Origin of the sequence: Mesorhizobium sp. M0239, from assembly GCF_040321815.1 — a bacterium.
Classification (GTDB): Bacteria; Pseudomonadota; Alphaproteobacteria; order Rhizobiales; family Rhizobiaceae; genus Mesorhizobium.
Window position 1 is genome coordinate 94,427 of record NZ_JAMYSG010000018.1, and the last position, 19,066, is coordinate 113,492.

General features: G+C 60.3%; 24 protein-coding genes. 12 read left to right on the forward strand and 12 right to left on the reverse strand.

Going from position 1 to position 19,066, the window contains the following annotated elements:
• Positions 1-154: 154 nt before the first annotated feature.
• The 3 genes from NKI99_RS19885 to NKI99_RS19895 all read left to right on the forward strand — a co-directional run bounded on the left by NKI99_RS19885 (position 155) and on the right by NKI99_RS19895 (position 2,451).
• Positions 155-1,027, forward strand: coding sequence for an aldose 1-epimerase family protein (locus tag NKI99_RS19885; protein WP_023812011.1), 873 nt, complete (start codon positions 155-157; stop codon positions 1,025-1,027).
• A gap of 40 nt (positions 1,028-1,067) precedes the next feature.
• Complete coding sequence (locus NKI99_RS19890) at positions 1,068-1,730, forward strand: glutathione S-transferase family protein (protein WP_023812010.1); 663 nt, start codon at positions 1,068-1,070, stop codon at positions 1,728-1,730.
• Between the two features lie 64 nt (positions 1,731-1,794).
• Positions 1,795-2,451: an imm11 family protein gene (locus NKI99_RS19895; protein ID WP_023812009.1), complete on the forward strand. Its 657-nt coding sequence runs from the start codon at positions 1,795-1,797 to the stop codon at positions 2,449-2,451.
• Between the two features lie 2 nt (positions 2,452-2,453).
• On the opposite strand, the gene NKI99_RS19900 is transcribed toward NKI99_RS19895, so the two are convergent.
• Positions 2,454-3,365 (reverse strand): agmatinase, encoded by a 912-nt coding sequence (locus NKI99_RS19900; RefSeq protein ID WP_023812008.1) that lies wholly within the window; start codon positions 3,363-3,365, stop codon positions 2,454-2,456.
• A gap of 366 nt (positions 3,366-3,731) precedes the next feature.
• Between NKI99_RS19900 and NKI99_RS19905 the strand changes: the two genes are divergently transcribed.
• Positions 3,732-4,541, forward strand: a complete 810-nt coding sequence (locus tag NKI99_RS19905) for a nucleotidyltransferase family protein (protein ID WP_023812007.1) — start codon at positions 3,732-3,734, stop codon at positions 4,539-4,541.
• Entirely contained in the window at positions 4,534-5,283 is a 750-nt protein-coding gene (locus tag NKI99_RS19910) for a metallophosphoesterase family protein (protein ID WP_023812006.1), read from the forward strand. The genes NKI99_RS19905 and NKI99_RS19910 overlap by 8 nt, the downstream gene beginning before the upstream one ends.
• Positions 5,284-5,321: 38 nt before the next feature.
• On the opposite strand, the gene NKI99_RS19915 is transcribed toward NKI99_RS19910, so the two are convergent.
• Together NKI99_RS19915 and NKI99_RS19920 are read right to left on the reverse strand one after the other, a co-directional pair.
• A complete protein-coding gene (locus NKI99_RS19915; protein WP_023812005.1) occupies positions 5,322-5,507 on the reverse strand; it encodes a hypothetical protein in 186 nt (61 codons plus the stop codon).
• A gap of 453 nt (positions 5,508-5,960) precedes the next feature.
• On the reverse strand, positions 5,961-6,356 hold the full coding sequence (locus NKI99_RS19920; protein WP_352611741.1) for a hypothetical protein: 396 nt from the start codon (positions 6,354-6,356) through the stop codon (positions 5,961-5,963).
• 251 nt (positions 6,357-6,607) lie between these two features.
• Here NKI99_RS19920 and NKI99_RS19925 point away from each other — a divergent pair, with 251 nt between their 5' ends.
• Together NKI99_RS19925 and NKI99_RS19930 are read left to right on the forward strand one after the other, a co-directional pair.
• Positions 6,608-6,835: a hypothetical protein gene (locus NKI99_RS19925; RefSeq protein WP_352611742.1), complete on the forward strand. Its 228-nt coding sequence runs from the start codon at positions 6,608-6,610 to the stop codon at positions 6,833-6,835.
• 150 nt (positions 6,836-6,985) lie between these two features.
• On the forward strand, positions 6,986-7,144 hold the full coding sequence (locus NKI99_RS19930) for a hypothetical protein (protein ID WP_023812002.1): 159 nt from the start codon (positions 6,986-6,988) through the stop codon (positions 7,142-7,144).
• Positions 7,145-7,199: 55 nt separating this feature from the next.
• Here the strand turns inward: NKI99_RS19930 and NKI99_RS19935 are convergent, their stop codons facing one another.
• Complete coding sequence (locus NKI99_RS19935) at positions 7,200-9,101, reverse strand: multicopper oxidase domain-containing protein (RefSeq protein WP_352611743.1); 1,902 nt, start codon at positions 9,099-9,101, stop codon at positions 7,200-7,202.
• Between the two features lie 191 nt (positions 9,102-9,292).
• Between NKI99_RS19935 and NKI99_RS19940 the strand changes: the two genes are divergently transcribed.
• On the forward strand, positions 9,293-9,721 hold the full coding sequence (locus tag NKI99_RS19940; protein WP_023812000.1) for a hypothetical protein: 429 nt from the start codon (positions 9,293-9,295) through the stop codon (positions 9,719-9,721).
• Between the two features lie 110 nt (positions 9,722-9,831).
• On the opposite strand, the gene NKI99_RS19945 is transcribed toward NKI99_RS19940, so the two are convergent.
• The 4 genes from NKI99_RS19945 to NKI99_RS19960 all read right to left on the reverse strand — a co-directional run bounded on the left by NKI99_RS19945 (position 9,832) and on the right by NKI99_RS19960 (position 12,890).
• Complete coding sequence (locus tag NKI99_RS19945) at positions 9,832-9,990, reverse strand: hypothetical protein (protein WP_128304463.1); 159 nt, start codon at positions 9,988-9,990, stop codon at positions 9,832-9,834.
• A gap of 84 nt (positions 9,991-10,074) precedes the next feature.
• Positions 10,075-10,545: a YbhB/YbcL family Raf kinase inhibitor-like protein gene (locus NKI99_RS19950; RefSeq protein ID WP_127268875.1), complete on the reverse strand. Its 471-nt coding sequence runs from the start codon at positions 10,543-10,545 to the stop codon at positions 10,075-10,077.
• A gap of 45 nt (positions 10,546-10,590) precedes the next feature.
• Complete coding sequence (locus NKI99_RS19955; RefSeq protein ID WP_013531530.1) at positions 10,591-10,797, reverse strand: hypothetical protein; 207 nt, start codon at positions 10,795-10,797, stop codon at positions 10,591-10,593.
• Between the two features lie 101 nt (positions 10,798-10,898).
• Complete coding sequence (locus tag NKI99_RS19960; RefSeq protein ID WP_352611744.1) at positions 10,899-12,890, reverse strand: protein-L-isoaspartate(D-aspartate) O-methyltransferase; 1,992 nt, start codon at positions 12,888-12,890, stop codon at positions 10,899-10,901.
• A gap of 262 nt (positions 12,891-13,152) precedes the next feature.
• Between NKI99_RS19960 and NKI99_RS19965 the strand changes: the two genes are divergently transcribed.
• From NKI99_RS19965 to NKI99_RS19980, 4 genes are all read left to right on the forward strand, one after another.
• Positions 13,153-15,564 (forward strand): phosphoketolase family protein, encoded by a 2,412-nt coding sequence (locus NKI99_RS19965; RefSeq protein WP_352611745.1) that lies wholly within the window; start codon positions 13,153-13,155, stop codon positions 15,562-15,564.
• Complete coding sequence (locus NKI99_RS19970) at positions 15,561-16,739, forward strand: acetate/propionate family kinase (protein WP_352611761.1); 1,179 nt, start codon at positions 15,561-15,563, stop codon at positions 16,737-16,739. The genes NKI99_RS19965 and NKI99_RS19970 overlap by 4 nt, the downstream gene beginning before the upstream one ends.
• A gap of 208 nt (positions 16,740-16,947) precedes the next feature.
• Entirely contained in the window at positions 16,948-17,187 is a 240-nt protein-coding gene (locus NKI99_RS19975; protein ID WP_352552075.1) for a hypothetical protein, read from the forward strand.
• Positions 17,188-17,236: 49 nt separating this feature from the next.
• Positions 17,237-17,491 carry a DUF6894 family protein gene (locus tag NKI99_RS19980; protein ID WP_023811993.1) on the forward strand — a complete coding sequence of 85 codons (255 nt, stop codon included), beginning with the start codon at positions 17,237-17,239 and terminating at the stop codon, positions 17,489-17,491.
• Positions 17,492-17,553: 62 nt separating this feature from the next.
• On the opposite strand, the gene NKI99_RS19985 is transcribed toward NKI99_RS19980, so the two are convergent.
• From NKI99_RS19985 to NKI99_RS20000, 4 genes are all read right to left on the reverse strand, one after another.
• Positions 17,554-17,718 (reverse strand): hypothetical protein, encoded by a 165-nt coding sequence (locus tag NKI99_RS19985; RefSeq protein ID WP_023811992.1) that lies wholly within the window; start codon positions 17,716-17,718, stop codon positions 17,554-17,556.
• A gap of 160 nt (positions 17,719-17,878) precedes the next feature.
• A complete protein-coding gene (locus tag NKI99_RS19990) occupies positions 17,879-18,079 on the reverse strand; it encodes a KTSC domain-containing protein (RefSeq protein WP_023811991.1) in 201 nt (66 codons plus the stop codon).
• A gap of 80 nt (positions 18,080-18,159) precedes the next feature.
• On the reverse strand, positions 18,160-18,594 hold the full coding sequence (locus tag NKI99_RS19995; RefSeq protein ID WP_127294509.1) for a GFA family protein: 435 nt from the start codon (positions 18,592-18,594) through the stop codon (positions 18,160-18,162).
• A gap of 80 nt (positions 18,595-18,674) precedes the next feature.
• Complete coding sequence (locus NKI99_RS20000) at positions 18,675-18,974, reverse strand: PRC-barrel domain-containing protein (RefSeq protein ID WP_128304469.1); 300 nt, start codon at positions 18,972-18,974, stop codon at positions 18,675-18,677.
• Positions 18,975-19,066: the final 92 nt, after the last annotated feature.

Genomic DNA, 19,066 nt, shown 5'->3' on the forward strand with positions numbered 1-19,066 from the left:
AGCGAGGGTTATTGCTCTTGATGCGGAGAGGTGGCCGGAGGGAGATCCTCCGGCCACAATTCGTTCCTGCAGAACCAGGCTACACCTTGAGTCCCCAAGAGCTTTTGCTAGTCTGCCGACCGCGCCGGCCTTCAACAACGACCCGCGAGGAAATGTGGCACAGGACAGCCAAACGCTTCATGGCGACGGCATCTCGGCGACCATCGTCGCGCAGGGTGCCGAACTGATTTCGCTGCAAGACGCGCACGGATTTGAATTCCTGTGGCAGGCGGGGCCAGAATGGCGGCGGCACTCGCCGGTGCTGTTCCCGATCGTGGGGCGGCTGGCGGGCGATCATCTGCGCCATCGCGGCCGGACCTATCCAATGACGCAGCACGGGTTTGGGCGCGACAAGCCGTTTGCCTGGACGCAGAAGGGGGCGAGATCCTGCACGCTGGTGCTCACTGACGACGCCGACACCTGGGCGCGCTATCCGTTCGCCTTTCGGCTTGAAGTGACCTATACGCTGGTCCGCCAGCAGCTTGATGTGACTTTCGACATCGCCAACACCGGTGATGAGCTCCTGCCGGCATCGATCGGGGCGCACCCGGCATTCAATTGGCCCTTGCAGCCGGATTTGGCCAAGGCGGATTACCGGCTGATCTTTGCCGATGATGAGCCGGCGCCGATCCGCCGTCTTAAGGACGGACTGCTGCTGAAAACGCCACAGCCGACGCCTGTCGAAGGCAACATACTCCCGCTCTCTGAGCGGTTGTTCGACGAGGACGCGGTGATCATGGACCAGATCGCCAGCTCCAGCGTGCGTTATGCCGCTGAGCGTGGCCCGGCTCTGGAGATGTCCTGGCAAGGGGTTCGGGAGTTGGGCGTCTGGTCAAAGCCGGGCGGCGCGCCATTCCTTTGCATCGAACCTTGGCACGGCCTTGCAAGCCCGGTGGATTTCGATGGTGATTTTGTCGACAAACCAGGCCTGATGCTGGTCGCGCCGGGGGCAAAGCGCGTGATGAGCTATCAGACACGGCTGCTATGACGTTCCTGATCGGCAGATCCAGTCACGCCGGGAGTGCCCTATGAAGCTGTATTTCAGCCGCAATCCCAACCCTCGATTGGCGGTCGCGGCGGCACTCCATCTCGACGCGAAAGTCGAATTTGAATTCGCCTCGCCCTTCGCTCCGGGGCAGGCGGAGAAATATCGGCCGTTAAATCCCAATCTCTCACTGCCCATCCTTGTGGATGATGAGGGAAAGAGCCTCTGGGAGGCAGACGCCATAGCCTGCAGGCTCTCGCGCGACGCGCATTCGGATTTCTGGCGCACCGGCGATGACGAACCCGAGATGATCCGTTGGCTCAGCTGGGGCAAGGAGCACTTCGCACTCGCTTGCGACACGGTGCATTTCGAACGTGGGACCAAACAGCGGTACGGCATCGGCCCGATCGATCAGAAGCGGGTGGAGGAGGGCCTAAACCAATTCCATACGGCCGCGGCAATACTCGACGCCGTGCTTGCCGAGCGGCAGTGGCTGGTCGGGAATTCGGTTTCCTATGCCGATTTTCGAATGGCGACCTTTCTGCCGTTCAACGATGCCGCCAGATTGCCGCTCGACGATTATTCCTCTGTCAGCCGCTGGTACCGTCGGCTTGAAGACATCGACGCCTGGCGTGACCCTTTCAAGGGGATGGATGCACCCGAATTGCTGCCGGTGCCGCAAACGGCTGTCGCGGACCAGCGGTGAGAACGCGCGCGAAGAGCCGCGCAGCAGGCCGAGTCTACCAAGGCAATGATGTGCGGGGGATCGGATGAATATCTATGTCCTGAGTGTGGTCGAAGGACAGGAATGGGTCCTTCCTCGACAGGCGGACGACTACCAGCTGTTTTCGACGCTCTGCGGCCGGAAGCAGACACAATGGCATCCGCCCGGGATGGAGATCCTGTGCGAACACGACGACGGTACGCTCCGGCAATATTCAGATTTTCCATGGCTTGGCGAGCATGCGCTCATCCTGCGGGCGAGGGCGTTGAAGTTGCTTCGGCCAACCCTCGAACCGTACGGTGAATTCCTGCCGCTTCGTGCTGACAAGCCAATATCGCTCTTCAATGTCACCACCGTGATCGATGCGCTGGACGAGGAACGTTCAAAGATCGTTCGCTTTGACGATGGCGGCATAATGGTGATCGAAAGCCTCGTCCTTCGAGCGGACGCAATCGGCGGTGCCGAGATATTCAAGCTGCCCGAGCGTGCCGATGGGGTGCGAATATCCGATATCTATCTGCAGGAGACGATCGTACGCCGGATCGGGGAGCTTGGGCTCAAGGGCATTGCTTTCAACTTGGTCTGGAGCGACGAGCCGGTCGGACAAGGCAGGATCGAGTACCCAGGTGTGGAAAAGGGCATTTCAGCCGCAAGCTTGCTCACGAGCTTTTGGGCCGGTCTGCGGCGAAAAGCGGGGTTTTGATATCAAACCTGCCGGACGACGGTGCCGACCACATTGACGAGAAGGCGCGCGGCGGTCAGCGCTGACAGGCCGTCGATGTCGGCCGGAGGATAGAACTCGACAAGGTCGAACCCTGCGATCCGGGTCCGTCTGCCGAGGCCGGCGATCAGGTCGATCACCTGCATGTAGGTGAGGCCGCCGGGTGTACGCGCCGCCACGCCCGGCATGATGCTTGGATCGAGGCTGTCGCAGTCGAGGGTGACGACAACCCGCGCGCCTTCCGGAATATGCCGGAGCGCGGCTTCGACGCCCTGAGCGTGAACCTCGCGGGCGGTCACGAAGCGGCTGCCATAGCGCCGTGCCGCTTCGATCTCGGTGATGCGTGCGCTGCCGACGCTGCGCAGGCCGACTTGCACCATGCCTGCGACATGCGGCATCTCGCTCGCCCTGCGCATCGGGCTCGAATAGCCGTGGCGCTCGCCATACACCTCGTCGCGCCAGTCGATATGAGCGTCGATCTGCAGGACCCAGACCGGCCCGTGCTCCGCAAAGCCGGCGAGGAAGGGAATGGTCATGGAACAGTCGCCACCGATCAGGATCGGCACGGCCGGCAATGCCAGGATCTCGCACGTTTTTGCCTCGATCCTGCCCCGGTTTCCGGCGTTGTCATGCATGGTGGTCAAGATATCGCCGAAGTCGATGCAAGAGGCCGGCTTGCCGTCGAACAGCGGGCCGCCGAGATCGAAATCCCAGTGCTCGACGAGCGCGGCATCGTCCTGGCTCGCAGTTCGGATGGCATCCGCCGCCAAGGCATGGCCGCGGCTGTCCTTGCCGGGATAAGTGCTGCCGTGACCGGCTCCGAAGATCACTGCGCGGGGCATGTGGCCATCTGTCAGGCGATCGGGAAAGCCGAGAAAGGGAGGCGAGGGTGTCATGGCTTGATGGATCCTGATGATGGCTTAGCGCACGCCAATCGGTTGTGTCTAAGTCAAGCGCCTCGGCTTCAGCTTTGTGGGCCGATTGGGTAAGCCCAATAAACTCTAAAACAATCGAGATCGATCACCCACCTGGTGTTTCAAATTTGGGCCAATGGGACATTGGCGGTGGCATGGGCCGATCTCGAGGCGACATTGCGCTGCCGACGAGGACGTTGGCGGTTTGGATCGGCAGGCGCGATCCCGAAATTTCCAGTGCGTGACGAGAATGAACCTTGGCTGGTCGCCTGGTAGCGGAACCAGGCGAGGTTCACGTTGTTACCACAGCGGGCGACTACCGGTTGCCGGATTCGGAGTCATCGTTTCATGACCAATGGTCCATTGCCTGAAAACGTTCTGGTCTCGCTTCCCAAGATCGATGCAAAAGCGGCGCCGACGCTCAAAAATGCCGAGGCGGAGGTATTTTACACGGAAGCAATCCGCGAGCTTACCGCCACCGACATACCCTTTCTGGTCGCCGGGACTTACGCGGTAAGCGCTTATACGGGTGTCACCCGCCAGACCAAGGACCTCGATATTTTCTGCAAGGCAGGCGATTACGCGCGGATCCTCGCCCATTTCAAGCAGCTTGGATATGCCGTCGAAATCGAGGATGACCGGTGGCTCGGCAAGGTGTTCAAGGGCACGCATTTCTTCGACGTCATATTCGGCTCGGCCAACGGCACGGTGCCTGTTGGCGACCTGTGGCTGGAACACGCCCGCCAAACAGAGCTGTTGGGCAGCAGGGTGCGGATCATCGGCCCGACCGAACTCATCTGGTCCAAATGCTTTATCCAGGACAGAGGGCGACACGATGGCGCCGATATCGCTCATACGATTCTCAAGGCGGGCGATCAGATCGATTGGCACCGGCTGCTTTCTTATCTGGAGGTTCATTGGGAGGTTCTGTTGATGCAGCTTATCAATTTCAGATGGATCTATCCGAGCGAGCGCGATCATATCCCGGCGTGGCTGCTCGATGAATTGCTCGACCGCCTCGCCAAGCAACGGCAGTTGCCGTCTCCAAGGATGAAGATCTGCCGTGGGCGGCTGCTTTCGCAAACCGATTACGAAATCGACGTCAAGGAATGGGGCTTCGCCGGCGTCGGTGGTGTGGGAGAATTCCGTGATGGCTGATCCCGTCAAGAGCAGCGGGCCCAAGGACGGCGCACGCGCGCTCAAAGTTGCCGCGGTCGGGGATCTCCATGTGCGGGAAGATGCGCAAACCTCGTATCGAAACCTCTTCGGCGAAATTTCGAGCGAAGCGGACATTCTCGTTCTCACGGGAGATCTGACCAATCTCGGCAAGCCTCGTGAAGCGGAGATGCTGGCCGAGGATCTGCGCAACTGCTCGATCCCGGTCGTGGCGGTGCTCGGCAATCATGACTACGAGTCTGGTGCGGTGGAAGACGTCACGAACATCCTGCGCCAGGCGCATGTTCATCTCCTCGACGGGCAGGCAGTCGAAATCGAAGAGGTGGGTTTTGTCGGCGTGAAGGGATTCATAGGCGGCTTCGGGTCACGCATGCTCGGCTCATTCGGTGAACCGGCCATCAAGACGATGGTCGCCGAAAGCGTGAACGAGGCAATGCGACTTGAAAACGCGATGCGCCAGGTGCGGGCGAAGCGCACGCTGGTGATCCTCCACTATGCGCCGATTGCCGACACAGTCGCGGGAGAACCGCCGGAGATATTTCCATTTTTGGGCTCTTCACGCCTGGCGGAGACGATCGATCGATTCCAGGTTAGTGCTGTCGTGCACGGTCATGCACATCGCGGTTCTTACGAAGGTCAAACGCCTGGCGGAGCCAAGGTCTACAACGTCGCCATGCATGTGACCAAGCCAAGCGGCCGCCCCTACGCCTTGCTCGAAATCTGACGCCAGCGGCATGCGCCGTGGTGCCCATTGGCCTGAACTCAATTGGTGGCGTTGATCGACTTCGCCAACTCTTCCAGCTTCCGGGGATCGTTGCCGTGACGGCGCACCAGTTCGCGAGCCTGCCTGGACGGCAAATCGGTCGTGGCCGCCAGTTGTCGCACCTGCTGATCGTCGATGGCGACCTGCGGCAATGTATGGTCGATATTTCCTTGCTTGTCCTTCATCGCGCTTCTCCTTGATCCCTGTCGATGACAACGGCTCGAAAATCCGACCGGTTCCGAACGATCTGCAAACTTTTGGGCCGGCACCTGGGCGGACCAACATGCGCGTGCCCTGAGGGCGTAACGATCTCGATGGCTGGATTCTGCCAGGAACCATGCCACGGCGCACGAGTTGTTCCGACTGAACGGAGATAGTTAGATGCCACAGCCAAGACAGCCAGACCCAAATCGCGATGTGCCCGTGCCGCCTCCAACATGGAAGCCCCAGCCGATCGAGGAACCCGAACCGGAAAGGCTCCCGGACGAGACCCCGCTGCCCAATCCCGACGAGAATGAAGAGCCTCCCGTCCACGCATAGACGAAGGGGAGCTTCTTTATCGCGGGGCAAGTGCGCAACCTCGAGACAGAAAGCCCATCGCCTGCAGATCGGCAAAGCTGAATGGTTGCTTCGGCGCCTCAAGTCGTCGTCTGGATGATCAGGGTCAGCGTGCCATCGCCATCTATGTTTGCAGCGACAACCTGCGAGGAATTGAGCCCATTCGCCCTCAAAGCCGATGTCGCCTGAGGCGAAGCATCGACTGAGTTTTGCAGGCGAAGCAAATCTTCGGCGCTGGTTTGATTGATCACGGCATCCGCCTGCGCCTTGATTTCGTCAGGCAAATCCTCGACGGCGATAATGGCAACGCCGGTGAAATTCAAATCAGCAGAGCCTGGATTTGGCAGCGCCAGCTCCGGTTGCACTTCGCCCTGCGGTGGCGTCACCTGGGGAGGCTGCGGTCCAACAGTTTGGGCGTAGACGGGCTGAATGATGACCGCCCCGGAAAGTGCGAGAGCTATCGTCAACATGCGCATGGTCGCTCCTTGCATCCTCGAGGAGATTTTGAAGAAACCCCCATGCTGAGCGATGGTTCCCGCGGGGCTGGTCCCGCCGGGCGATTTCGTCCCAACTCACCCCAGAGAGACGCCGAAAACCTTGGCCAGGGCGTCCGTCACACGGCTGTCTCCCAACCGGTTGGGCGGTTTCGTACGGAATCGTACCATCGATTGATCTGCACCTTGGACAGGATCAAAATCAAGCAGAGGTGACCATGGGAGGGAGCCGCATGAGCATCGCCAGATGGGCAATAAGACCTGTCGGTACCGCCAAGGCGTTTCTGGCAGAGGAGCTTCGAAGTGCGCGATACGGCGACATTGTTTCGGTCAAAGCGGCGATAGAGGCCGTTCGCAGGGACGCGCCTTATTTGCAGGACACAGACGATGAGTTGATGGAGACGATCGTCGAGCTGGCACGGGAACTGGGGCTGGCCGTCCTTTTTGACTCTCGCGATTGACCGATGAGCCATGGCTGGAGGACTCACCGGCGGTTGGAGCGATTTGGTACGAAATCGACAATTGGCTCATGGCCGAAAATGCGCAATCATTGGGAAATGGGACGACGGTTGGACGACAAACTCGATTGCAAGGCTTGTGGGACTATCCAAATGGACATTCCCGACAACGCGGAGGAATCGACGCCAATTCATTGCAGCAATTGCGGCGCCTTTCTCGGCGAGTGGGGCGAATTGCAGGACGATTTCTACCGTCAGGCTCGCGGTACCGAAGCATTCGACTTGCGCAACGGAACCATTATCAAGAAGTAGCGCGCAACAACGCGGCCTCCGAATAACATCGGTAAATCCACAGGGGTTGGCAGATCTAGCCGACGTCGATGACGACCATCAACCCGCCGCCGCCCTTCTCCTCGACATTGTTGTTCGTCGTGTGATGCGGGATGTGGCAGTGAATGAGCCACTTGCCGGGACGCAGCGCCTTCCACACGACGTCATAGCGCTGTCCCGGTCCGACATTGATGGTATCGGCCAGGAAGCGTGCCGAGGGAGAAAGCGTCTCACCGTCACGAGCGACGACCTCGAAGGGTCCGCCATGGATATGCATTGGATGGACGAAGCCGTTGTTGGTGCCGATGAAACGCACCTTCAGCGTCTCGCCCACCTTCATAGGAATGGTGTCGGTTGCGGGATAGGCCTTACCGTTGATGGTGAAGAAGTTCGGCATGCCGCCTTCCATTGGCATTGAGGGGTAGGTCAGCCCATCACGCACCAGCCATTCCTGAAGTTCGATGACATAGTCGTGGTCAGCCGGAACCTCGTCGGCAGGATTGGCGGGATCGATGATCAGCGCCCCATAAAGCCCCAGCGCCTGGGTGCGGTCCGGCTTGGCATGCGGATGATAGAAATAGGTCCCGTGCTGGGTCGCGGTGAATGCATAGGAATAGGATTGTCCAGGTTCGATCGGCGGCTGGGTGATCTCGGCAGGCCCATCCATCTGGTTCGGCAGAATCATGCCGTGCCAATGCACCGTGGTTTCTTCGGGCAGGTCGTTGGTGACGTCGATGCGAACCTTATCGCCCTGGCGAATGTGGATGCGCGGACCGGGAATCTGGCCATTGTAGGCATAGGCGTCGACCGCGACGTTGGGCAGGATCTGCCAGCGGACCACCGATGGTCTGAGCTCGAACACCTTGACGCCGTTCTCCAGGCGGAATGGCAGTTCCTGGTCGCCCTTGGCGGCAAGAGCATAGGACGAGGTGACGCGACGCGGATCGGTTGCAGCCATGTCACGCATGGCCTCCGCCGGCGTGTCGCGACCCATGATCATGCCTTGCGGCATGATCGCGCCGCCGACGTCACGCGCCGAAAGCGTCAGGTTCAGCCAGTTGGCCGGCGCGGCCATGCCGATCGCCAGCGCCAACACCGACACAATACCGAGGGCCGCAATCTGCGGCGTGGTAGCGTCCGTCTCCATCTGGTGGCCGCTGCGTTTGGACTTATGGGAGGTGTTGCGGCTTCGTCGGCCGTCGCCGGCGTTGGGGTGATGCATAGCATGCTGTTGGTGGGCGGTCGGCTCTCCACTGCTCGTTTCGTTCGCCTGCGGGCGCTGCGTCATCAATCCGTGCTTCAGCCCGCGCGCGACCAGCCAGACATTGGCCGGATAGGCGAGCGTGAAGCCGGCGATGACGCCGATCGACATCACGCCCCAGAACAAAAGCTCGTTCGGCTCCATGGCGCGCATGTCGCGCCCCATCATCAGAAAGCTCATGACGGGTGCCATGCCGGCCATCATGAAATTCATCGAGATGAACTCGGGCAGGAAGCTCTTGCGCACGTTCTCCCAGTAGGTGCCGCCCATCATCGATTTCATGAACAGCGATTGGAAGATGAACAGGCCGAAGGCAAAGCCCGCCAGATATTCGACGATGAGGTCGAGCCACATCGGCAGGCCAAGCGTTGCCGTGATGACTGCGGCGAGAATGATGCCGGTCGCATCGCCGGCAACGCAGTGGATGGTCGAACCGCCCCCCTGTTTCCACAGCGGCCTGGTAAAGTCTTCATGCTCGCCCGGCCGTGGCTCCTTGTCTGCAAGCACATAAAGCAGCAGCCCCAATGGACCCATATAGAGGGTCACCAGGATGAAACCCCATTTCATCACCACCGGTTCGGGATTGTTGCGGTATTGATCGAAGCCGACATAAAGCGTCGAGGCGGCGGCAAGAGCGAACCAGACGGCAAGGAAATAGTCGATTGGCTGGATGAACATGGATGCATCCCGTCGCGGATCAGTGGCTTGTCACAAGCAGCCCCGTCGATGAACGCAGCCGGCGTGTTTATGATCCCGCCGACCCAATCCGGTTGTGTCGAATTCTCCAGCCTGGCGCTCTTGTCGAAGCATTAACGCGCGGTAATTCCCTTGAAGGCGTGGGCGCTTCGCTGCCTCAACAGGAGCTGGCCATGAAACATCAAACACTCGACCAACTGCATGCCGTCGCCAAGATTGAATCGTCGGCTGCCTATTCCGCAATGACACGAAATCAGCGCGTAGAGCGCTGGGCTGAACTGCTGGAGCGTAATCCCGAGCGATGCCTTGGGGCGTTTGCAGGCACTGAACATCTGCACCCTGAAGCACGTGCGATGATGCGGGGCGAGGGTACGGCAATTTCGGTTGCCTTCGAAGATCCAGTGCTGCGCGCATCGGGTTTGAAAGACGACACATATGGTGAGGCAAAGCGCTTTTTCGAGTTGAACGACTGGCAGTTGCACGACATCGTCTGCGATTGCCACGTCGGCTCAACCATGAAAGCGCGCTGGGCTGCGACGCGGGTCCGCTCAGCCATCAGCGGCAGGTTCTTTGCGTGGTTGCGGCAAAGGATAATGCGCTGACCGTAGTTGGGGATCGTCGTCGCTTCGGTGCGGCATACGATCCCCTGTCTTGCCGATTGGATGTCTTGCCGATTGGATGTCTTGCCAATCGGAGGTCTCGCCGATGCGGATCAACGCTTGTCCTGGTATAGCCGGTCGGTCGCCCGGTCGCTCTCCCTTCGTTCGGCGGGTCCACGCCGACGGCGTGCGATAACGGCATAGGCCATCAGCACGATCAGCAGCAATGGGCCGCCGGCAACGACGACCAACCACATGATATCTCCAAACATGGCGCCATCTCCTTTCCCAGACAACCGGCGAGGAGGAGAACCGTTCCGCGCAGCAGGCCACCTCGGTCGCCCCTGGTCATTAACTTACGAATTGCGCTCGTAGGTTCCGATGAGTTCAGCCTGCTCAAGCGAATGTTTCTGCGCCTCCCGCCAGATGCGCTCGATGCCCACGCTGGCTGGAATGGCAAGGCTCGGGGTGTCGAGCGCGGCCAGCCGGAAATGGTAATGGTGAACGCCATGTCCGACCGGCGGCTCAGGGCCGTCGTAATAGGCGTTGCCAAAATCATTCGTTGCTTGCCTGAGGGCGCCCGGACCCGGCTTGCCGCTTTCGGCCTCGGGAAGTTCCCTTGTGTCCGGGGAGATGTTGAACACCGCCCAATGACCAAACGTTCCGCTCGGCGCGTCAGGATCCTGAACGACGAGAACAAGGCTCTTTGCTTCATCTGGCACTCCAGACCATTTCAGCGGCGGCGATACGTTTTTGCCGTCTCGTGTGTATCTTTCGGGAATTTGTCCGCCTTCGGCAAAGGCGGCACTGCTAAGGGCAAGTGGCATGGTTCACTCCTCCGGCGAAGTTGATCCCAGCGACGCGCAGGGCAGCTATTTGTTAGTCCGCATCTTTTGTCTTGGATCGATCCCGCCAGCGGCGGTCGTGTCGTTTTCGACGTCACCTTCGACCGTGTTCTCGCCCTCAAGCTCGAACTCTTCGCCTTCCTTGATCGTTCCCTTGGAAGTCCCGATACCAGGATTGTTCGCCAAGTCGGCATCGCTCGGTTTTTTCCATTTCGGATGTTTGGTTCCGGTCATGAGAAAACTCCTTCGACGGGGATTGCAGTTTTGAAATCGCAGAGCGGATAATTCGTTCCGGTTCCACGCCTCGGCTTCTTCATTGGTTCGCAGCGCGCCGGCTAAAGCCCGAATGGATAGGTGTCGGGAACGCCGGTTCTTGCATGCTCCGGGCCAAGCGGCGTCACTGCCGCGGTTTTGTCGAACCATACGAACGCGTCGAACTGCCGGGGCAGGGAAGCGTCCGCATAGTGGCTGCCCAGCTCGGTTTCCGGCCGGTAGATCACGCCGATAAATCGCTCCAGCCTTCGTTCCAGCAACCGCTCACGCAGCGTTGTGTCGCGCCCGAGGTCGAGCAGGAACCGCGACACAAGGGAATCGTGGCAAAGCCGTTCGTAGCTGTCGGCGTGCGACGCGCGAATTTGCTTCACCTCCATTTTGCCATCCCAGTTGCTGGCGGCCGCTACAGTGCCGGAATGCGTGCCCATACCGATCAGCGCTGCCTCATCCCCGAAACGCTGCCGGCAGAGTTGGCCGATGTTCAGTTCGTCCCTGACGACGCCCATCTCGGTAAAGCGGGCATCGCCGATATGGGAATTGTGCGCCCACACCACGGCCTTGGCTTTGGGGCCGCCGGCATGCAGCAAATGTTCCAACGTTTCGAACATGTGCGTGTCGCGCAGGTTCCAGGACTCCGCGCCGCCATAGTACATGATCCGGTAATAGTGTTCGGCGGACGCGATCAGCCGGGCATTCTGACTGGCATCGAGAAAGTCGGTGCCGTCCCTTTTTGCATATTCGAGCTGTTTGGCGAGCAAGTCCCGGCATTGTTCCAGCACCGCTTTTTCGCATTTTTGATAGCCGGCGGTGAGCACCGCGCGGCCGTAGGTGGACGGTTCGTGTTGCCAGGGCGTCAGGCAGCCATAGCGTTCGCGCGCGATCTTGGCTGCCTGGGGATCGACCCGGTCGAGATAGTCGAGGACCGCGCCGATGGAACCGCTCATATTGTAGATGTCGAGGCCGTAGAACCCTGCTTGCTCCGAAGGCTCTAGCTTCTCGTTGTGACGGCGCATCCAGTCGGTGAAGGCCGCGACATCGGTGTTGCGCCACATCCACGTCGGAAATCGCTGGAATGGCGCACCACTGCCGGTTCGCGGCCGACGATGGCGAACGTAGCGGTCGATCGCCGCCGCGTCGGGCCAGTCCGCCTCGACCGCGACGATGGTGAAGCCGTGGCGTTCGATGAGCCTGCGGGTGATTGCCGCGCGCGCCCTGTAGAATTCGGACGTGCCATGGCTTGCCTCGCCAAGCAGAACAATGCGCCGGTCGGCGAACCGATCGAACAATGCGCCGAAGGCCGGATCGTCGAAATCGGGCAGGGGTTCGGCCGCGGCCGCGATCATATCAGGCAGGCTGATCGGATGGGGATGTCGAAGCGGACGACCGACGTCGGTGACTGTGCCGTTTTCCGACCAACCCTGCTCGCCGATCAGAGGGACGAAGCGCACACCGCCGAAATCCTCCTCGCTATAGGTTGCGGCGCCTGTCCGGGTGACTTTGAGCAGACGTTGCAAATCCGGGTCGTCGCCGACCGGAATGACGAGCCTGCCGCCGACATCGAGTTGTTCCTGAAGGGCGAGCGGTGCGCCGGGACCGCTGGCTGTCACCACGATGGCATCGAACGGCGCCGCCTGCGGCCAGCCCTTGGTGCCATCGCCCGTCCGAACCTCGATGTTTTGGTAGCCGAGTTTTTCAAACCGCCGCTTCGCGGTTTCGGCCAAACCGGGATGACGCTCTATCGTGTAGACCTGTTCGACGATCCGGCTCATCACCGCGGCCGCGTACCCCGAGCCGGTGCCAATTTCGAGCACATGGTCACCCGGTTTGACATCCGCCATCTCGATCATGAACGCGACGATGTAGGGTTGCGATATGGTCTGGCCGTCGGCGATCGGCAGCGGCGTGTCTTCATAAGCAAATTCCTCGAAGCCGGGTTCGACGAAGGCCTCGCGTGGAACTTCGCGCATAGCCTGCAGAATCTCACGGTCATGGATGCCGCGCCGGCCGACATGGATTTTGACCATTCGATCACGGGCGCGAGGAAGATCGAGCATCTTTTAGCTCCCCTTTGGTGCAACGCTTCGAGGCGATCCTTCGCGGTACCTGCCTTGAGCCTGCCTTCGCGATTCCAGTTTCTAACCGCCAGAAGACTTCAAGGTTCCCGACTATCTGCGGACAGAGCCGTGTGCCCGCCGGGATAGCGTCCGGTCTCTTGGCTGCGCGGATCGCGACGCCGCCCCGGACGGCGGCAGTCGGGGGTTGCTCAAGCGCAAAAATGCCCCAGTTATCACCAGCGAACCGAAGCTGGAGATGTCGATGAACGACAAGGCAGCCGCGACGCCGCAGGCTATCGGCCACGAACGGATCGACCTCTTGGACCGTTACTGGCGCGCCGCGAATTATATCTCGGTCGGCCAGATCTACCTGCTCGACAATCCGCTGTTGCGCGAACCGTTGAAGGCCGAACATGTCAAGCCGCGGCTGCTTGGACATTGGGGCACGACGCCGGGGCTGAATTTTCTCTACCTGCATATGAACCGCGTTATCCGCGAAAGCGACCTTGATGTTCTGTTTATCTGCGGCCCGGGCCATGGCGGTCCCGCAATGGTTGCCAACACCTGGCTCGAGGGCACCTATAGCGAGATCTATCCCGATATCGGGCAGGGCGAAGACGGCCTCAGGAAACTGTTCCGGCAGTTTTCCTTCCCCGGCGGCGTGCCAAGCCATGCCGCGCCCGAGACGCCCGGCTCAATCCATGAGGGCGGTGAACTGGGATATGCCTTGGTCCATGCCTTCGGTGCGGCCTTCGACAATCCGGACCTGGTGGTTGCCTGCGTCGTTGGTGACGGCGAAGCCGAGACCGGTCCGCTCGCGGCGGCATGGCATTCCAACAAGTTCCTGAACCCGATGTCGGACGGCGCCGTCCTGCCGATCCTGCATCTCAACGGCTACAAGATCGCCAGCCCAACGATCCTCGGCCGCATGGACGACCAGGAATTGCGAAAGCTTTTCGCCGGCTATGGCTACGAACCGTTCTTCGTCGAAGGCCACGAGCCGCTTTCCATGCACCAGTCGATGGCCGCGACGCTCGACACGGTGCTCGATCGCATCCGGTCCATTCAGGAGCAGGCACGGGCTCCGGGATGGCATGGTCAACGCCCGCAATGGCCGATGATCGTGCTGCGCAGCCCCAAGGGGTGGACAGGTCCCAAGGAGGTCGATGGCGAGAAGGTTGAGGGTTTCTGGCGCTCGCATCAAGTGCCGGTGTCGAACGCACGCGGAAATGAGGACCACCGCACGATCCTCGAAAACTGGATGCGAAGCTACAAACCGGAAGAGCTGTTCGATGAAAGCGGACACCTGTTGCCAGAGCTAGCGGCACTTGCCCCAACAGGGACAAAGCGCATGGGTGCAAGCCCGTACGCGAATGGCGGACTGCTGAAGCGCGATCTTGTGCTTCCAGACTGGAAAAGCCTGGGGCTGGAAGTGCCGCGTCCAGGTGGCGTCATCGCTGAAGCGACGCGGATTTGCGGAAGCTATCTTCGCGAGGTGTTCCGCCTCAATGCCGAGGCGCGGAATTTTCGCCTGATGGGGCCGGACGAGACGTCATCCAACCGCCTCGATGAGGTGTTCGAAGTTACCGATCGGATCTGGATGCAGCGCATCGAACCCTACGACGTCCATCTTTCCCGTGACGGACGTGTCATGGAAGTGCTCAGTGAGCATCTTTGCCAAGGGTGGCTCGAAGGCTATCTGCTCACCGGCCGGCACGGCCTGTTCTCCTGCTATGAAGCCTTCATCCACATTGTCGATTCGATGGTCAACCAGCATGCCAAATGGCTGAAGACCTCCGGCGAGCTTGCCTGGCGCAAGCCGATCGCCTCGCTCAATTACCTTTTGACCTCCCATGTCTGGCGGCAGGACCACAATGGTTTCAGCCATCAGGATCCGGGCTTTGCCGATCTGGTCGCCAACAAGAAGGCCGATACGGTAAGGCTCTATTTTCCGCCGGATGCCAACACTCTGCTGTGGATCACCGATCATTGCCTGAGAACCTATAATCGCATCAATGTCATTACCGCCGGCAAGCAGCCGGCACCGCAATGGCTGTCCATTGAAGAAGCCGAAGCGCATTGCAAGGCGGGGGCGGGCATCTGGGAATGGGCCGGTACGGTTGCTCAGGGCGAGGAGCCCGACGTGGTCATGGCCTGCGCCGGCGACGTGCCGACCCTGGAAACGTTGGCCGCGACCGACATTCTGCGCTCCGCGATCCCCGACCTGAAAATACGTGTCGTCAATGTTGTCGACCTGATGACGCTGCAGTCGAACACCGAGCACCCGCACGGCCTCGCCGATGGAGACTTCGACGCGTTGTTCACGAAGACACGGCCTGTCATCTTCGCCTATCACGGCTATCCCTATCTCATTCATCGCCTGACCTACCGTCGCGCCAACCATGACAACATGCATGTGCATGGCTTCCGCGAGGAGGGCACCACGACGACGCCGTTCGACATGGTGGTGCTCAATGAACTCGATCGCTATCACCTCGCGCTCGCCGCCATCGAACGCGTGCCGGGACTGGCCGAAAGGGCCGAAGGGCTTGCGGGCGAACTCCACGGCCGGCTGGTGAAGCACAGGGCCTATGTCCGCGAGCACGGCGAAGACATGCCCGAAATCCAGGAATGGAGCTGGCCCGGCAAAAGCGCGGCAAAGGCGCGCCGATGATCCGCCGGTCGATCCTGGCGCTGAATGCCGGTTCGTCCAGCATAAAGTTCGCGCTTTACGATGTTGCCTCGTCGCAGGATCTGCAGCTCGTTTCACGCGGCACGTTGGACTTGGGCGACACACCCACACTCCGCGCAAAAGCGGCCGACGGAACGGTGCAGTGCGAGCGGCAGCTCGCCGCCGACAAGCCGCGTGACGCGGCCATAGGCGAGATGCTGAATTTGGTGCAGAGCGAAATTGGCGAAAGAAACCTGCTCTGCGCCGGCCATCGCGTCGTGCATGGCGGAAGCGAATTCATCGAACCTGTCCGTCTGACCCCAGACATCATCGACGCCATCGACAGGTTGACGCCGCTTGCTCCGCTGCATCAGCCTCGCAGTCTCGCGCCGGTCCGCGCGATAGCTGCCTTGCAACCGGACTTGCCACAGGTTGGCTGTTTCGACACCGCTTTCCACCAGACGATCGATCCGCTCGTGCGGCGCTTCGCCCTTCCGCGCCAGTATGAAGGGCAAGGCTTGCGCCGCTACGGGTTTCACGGTCTCTCCTATGAATACATCGCCGGGCGGCTCAGCGGGATATCGCCAACTCTTGCGGCGAAACGCACCATCGTCGCCCATCTCGGCAATGGTGCCAGCCTTTGCGCTTTGCAGCAGGGCAAGAGCATCGATACGACGATGGGGTTTTCGGCGCTGGATGGCCTCGTCATGGGCACGCGGTGCGGCGCCATCGATCCCGGCGTGCTGTTGTACTTCCTGCTGGAAAGAGGCATCGCGGCTGAGGAACTGCAGACAATGCTCTACGAGAAGTCGGGACTGTTCGGCGTATCCGGTATTTCGGGCGACATGAGGACGCTGGAAGCGAGCAATGATCCTCGCGCTCATGAGGCGATGGCGCTTTTCGCCTTTCGCGCCGCGAAAGAGGCCGCGGCGCTTGCAAACACGATGGGTGGTCTTGAATGCCTCGTGTTCACCGCCGGCATCGGCGAACGGTCCGCGTCTATCCGCAACGCCATATGCGAAAAATTGACCTGGCTTGGCGTGGTGCTTGAAGAACACGCCAACGACACCCACGCCGAAATCATCAGTCGGTCGGAGAGCAAGGTGGAGGTGCGCGTGATTGCGACCGATGAGGAAAGTGTCGTTGCGCGTCACAGCCGCAAGGTGATGCAAGTCTGAGGGCTCGCCATCGGCATCTGAAATCGGCTGTCGGTTCGGCCCGACGAAAGCGCGGGCAAGGGTATTCCCTGTACGAAAATTACCAAGCGAGCGGTCGGGGGAACCAACTGCCCATGGAAATATTGTGCGAGCAATCCGGGCTAACCCCGAGACCGTCGGCACGATGATCAGGCCGACAGCCTTACTTCAGGCTTTGGCTGAGGAATCCATGTTTACGGACGACGTTGCGGTGAGGCGCCTGAAAATCCTGGTCGAGCAATATGTCGAGACACGCAAGAAGCGCCACGATGTGATCTCTACAGCCAAGGCCGGAACCGCAATCCGAGAGGTGATGCCAAGTTGCCCGCTTTCGGGAAAGGCCTTCGATGATCTGATTGCGGCCTGCGCCATAGAGCATGGCCTCGCCGTGCTCTTCGACAATCCGGGTATATCAGGCACTGAAATCTGAGGCTGGCGCTTCCGAGGCCACCATCGCGATGAGCAGGAGTTCAGTCGGCATGTCCAGATACTTTTTCGACCTTCGAGATGAGAGCGGAAGCTTGCAGGAGGATCCGGAGGGCCAGGAATTTCCTGATCTCGCGAGCGCCGAGGAAAACGCGATGGCGTCGGCGAAGGAAATCCTCGCCGAAGAGCTGCTGCATGGCAAGCCGCTGCGTACCGGATTGGCCTTCGAGATTTTTGACGAGAACCGCAACCTGGTGCTGCGCTTCCCCTTTGCGCTCGCGGCCGAAAAGGCCGGGGCACCCCCTTAATACCGAATTGCCTGGCGGCCGATCGCTTGCAGGGTCATACAGGTCGGGCGTCAATGCGGATCCTATCCTTCCGCCTTGAAGTTTCTGGCTTCTTTCTCGACCTTGGGGCTGTCCTTGCCATGCTTTCGCATGAGCTCCTTGGCCTGCTTGGGTGAGACGTCGGTGGTCTCTGCCAAGCGCAGCGCCTTCTTGTCCTTGCTTTCGGTCTTCTGCTTCTTGGCCGTCATGGCTCTTGAACTCCCTTGAAGCCCTGTTCCGATCGATCTTTGCCGGTGCCAACGCCCGACCATATCCAGATGAACTGTCGTTGCCTGGTTTGCTTCGACGAGACGTCAACGAGACGATGCCGGTCAGGTTCCGTGCATCGCCTGCTCATGTCCGAACTTGTTACGCCACGCGGCGGTACCGATGGCGATCTCGGATGAATTCATTGAAGAAGCGGCCTTTTGAGGAGGCTTTGGTGAAAGCGGCATAAGTTGCCGGCGCAACACCCTCATAATCGTAACGTCTGCCGCTCGGCACAAACCAGACCGAGAGGATCTTGGTGGCGGGATCGTATTGTGTGTTTTGGATCACGGTCGATGGCATAGTGGCACCCGACGGGTCTGCCCGAATAACCCGCTAGCAATAGTCAGGTTCCGCCGATGTCCTCGCGGCTCGCACCGCGACTACCGGTCGCGCGGGTTGCCGAACGTCGGGTCGCGCTTCCTCGAATATCGGTCGATGCGTGGCAGGCTGTCATCAAACTCGATGCCCGGTAGCCTCAGGTCCCAATAGGCATGGGCTTGCGGCCGAAAACCTTCAGGTTTGTCGAGGAAGCCGATCGTCACATAGAACTCGTCCGGCAGGCCTTCGTCGCTATAGCCTATCGAGCTTCCACAGTCTGGGCAGAACGTGCGAGTGACGCCTGGCGTTTTGGAAAAGGCCTTCGGAGTTCCCCTAAGAAGCTGAAATTGCTTCGGCCGGTAACCGACCCAGATCGTCAGCGGACTTCCGATGGCCCGGCGGCAATCGTCGTCGTGATCGTAGCATATCCAGAAAGGCTCTCCATCCATGGCTGCCGCGATCCGCCCGCAGAAGCAGGCTCCGGTCTCGCGCCGCATCGTCTGTCCTCCTGTCGCGCCCAAGGGACGTTCAGAGAGCGGCCGAACGGCCGCTCCCATTCAAGGTGAAGTCGTGGAAATCATGCATCGTGATGCTCGGGCATGCTCTTGAGCTGATCCTTGGTCCAGTTCGTCACCGCGTGAACGTCGCCGTCTTCATCGCGCATGAATTCCAACTGGCTCGCGGGAACGGCCACTGGCTTGGCGCCTATGCCGAGGAAGCCGCCGACATCGATGACGACCTGACTGGCGGCTCCAGAGCCGTGGACATGCGAAACGCTGCCGACCTTGTTGTCGTCCGCGTCGTAAATCGTGGCGTCTTCGAGAAGGTCGGGCGTCAGTTCGGTGCTTGTGAGGCGTACGTGGTTGGTGTGGTCCATCGTTCGAGACTCCTGTTGGGTGGAATATCTGAACCTCTCAGCCGAGCAATCGTTCCGAACAATTTCGGGGCCGACGGACGGACGACGCAAGG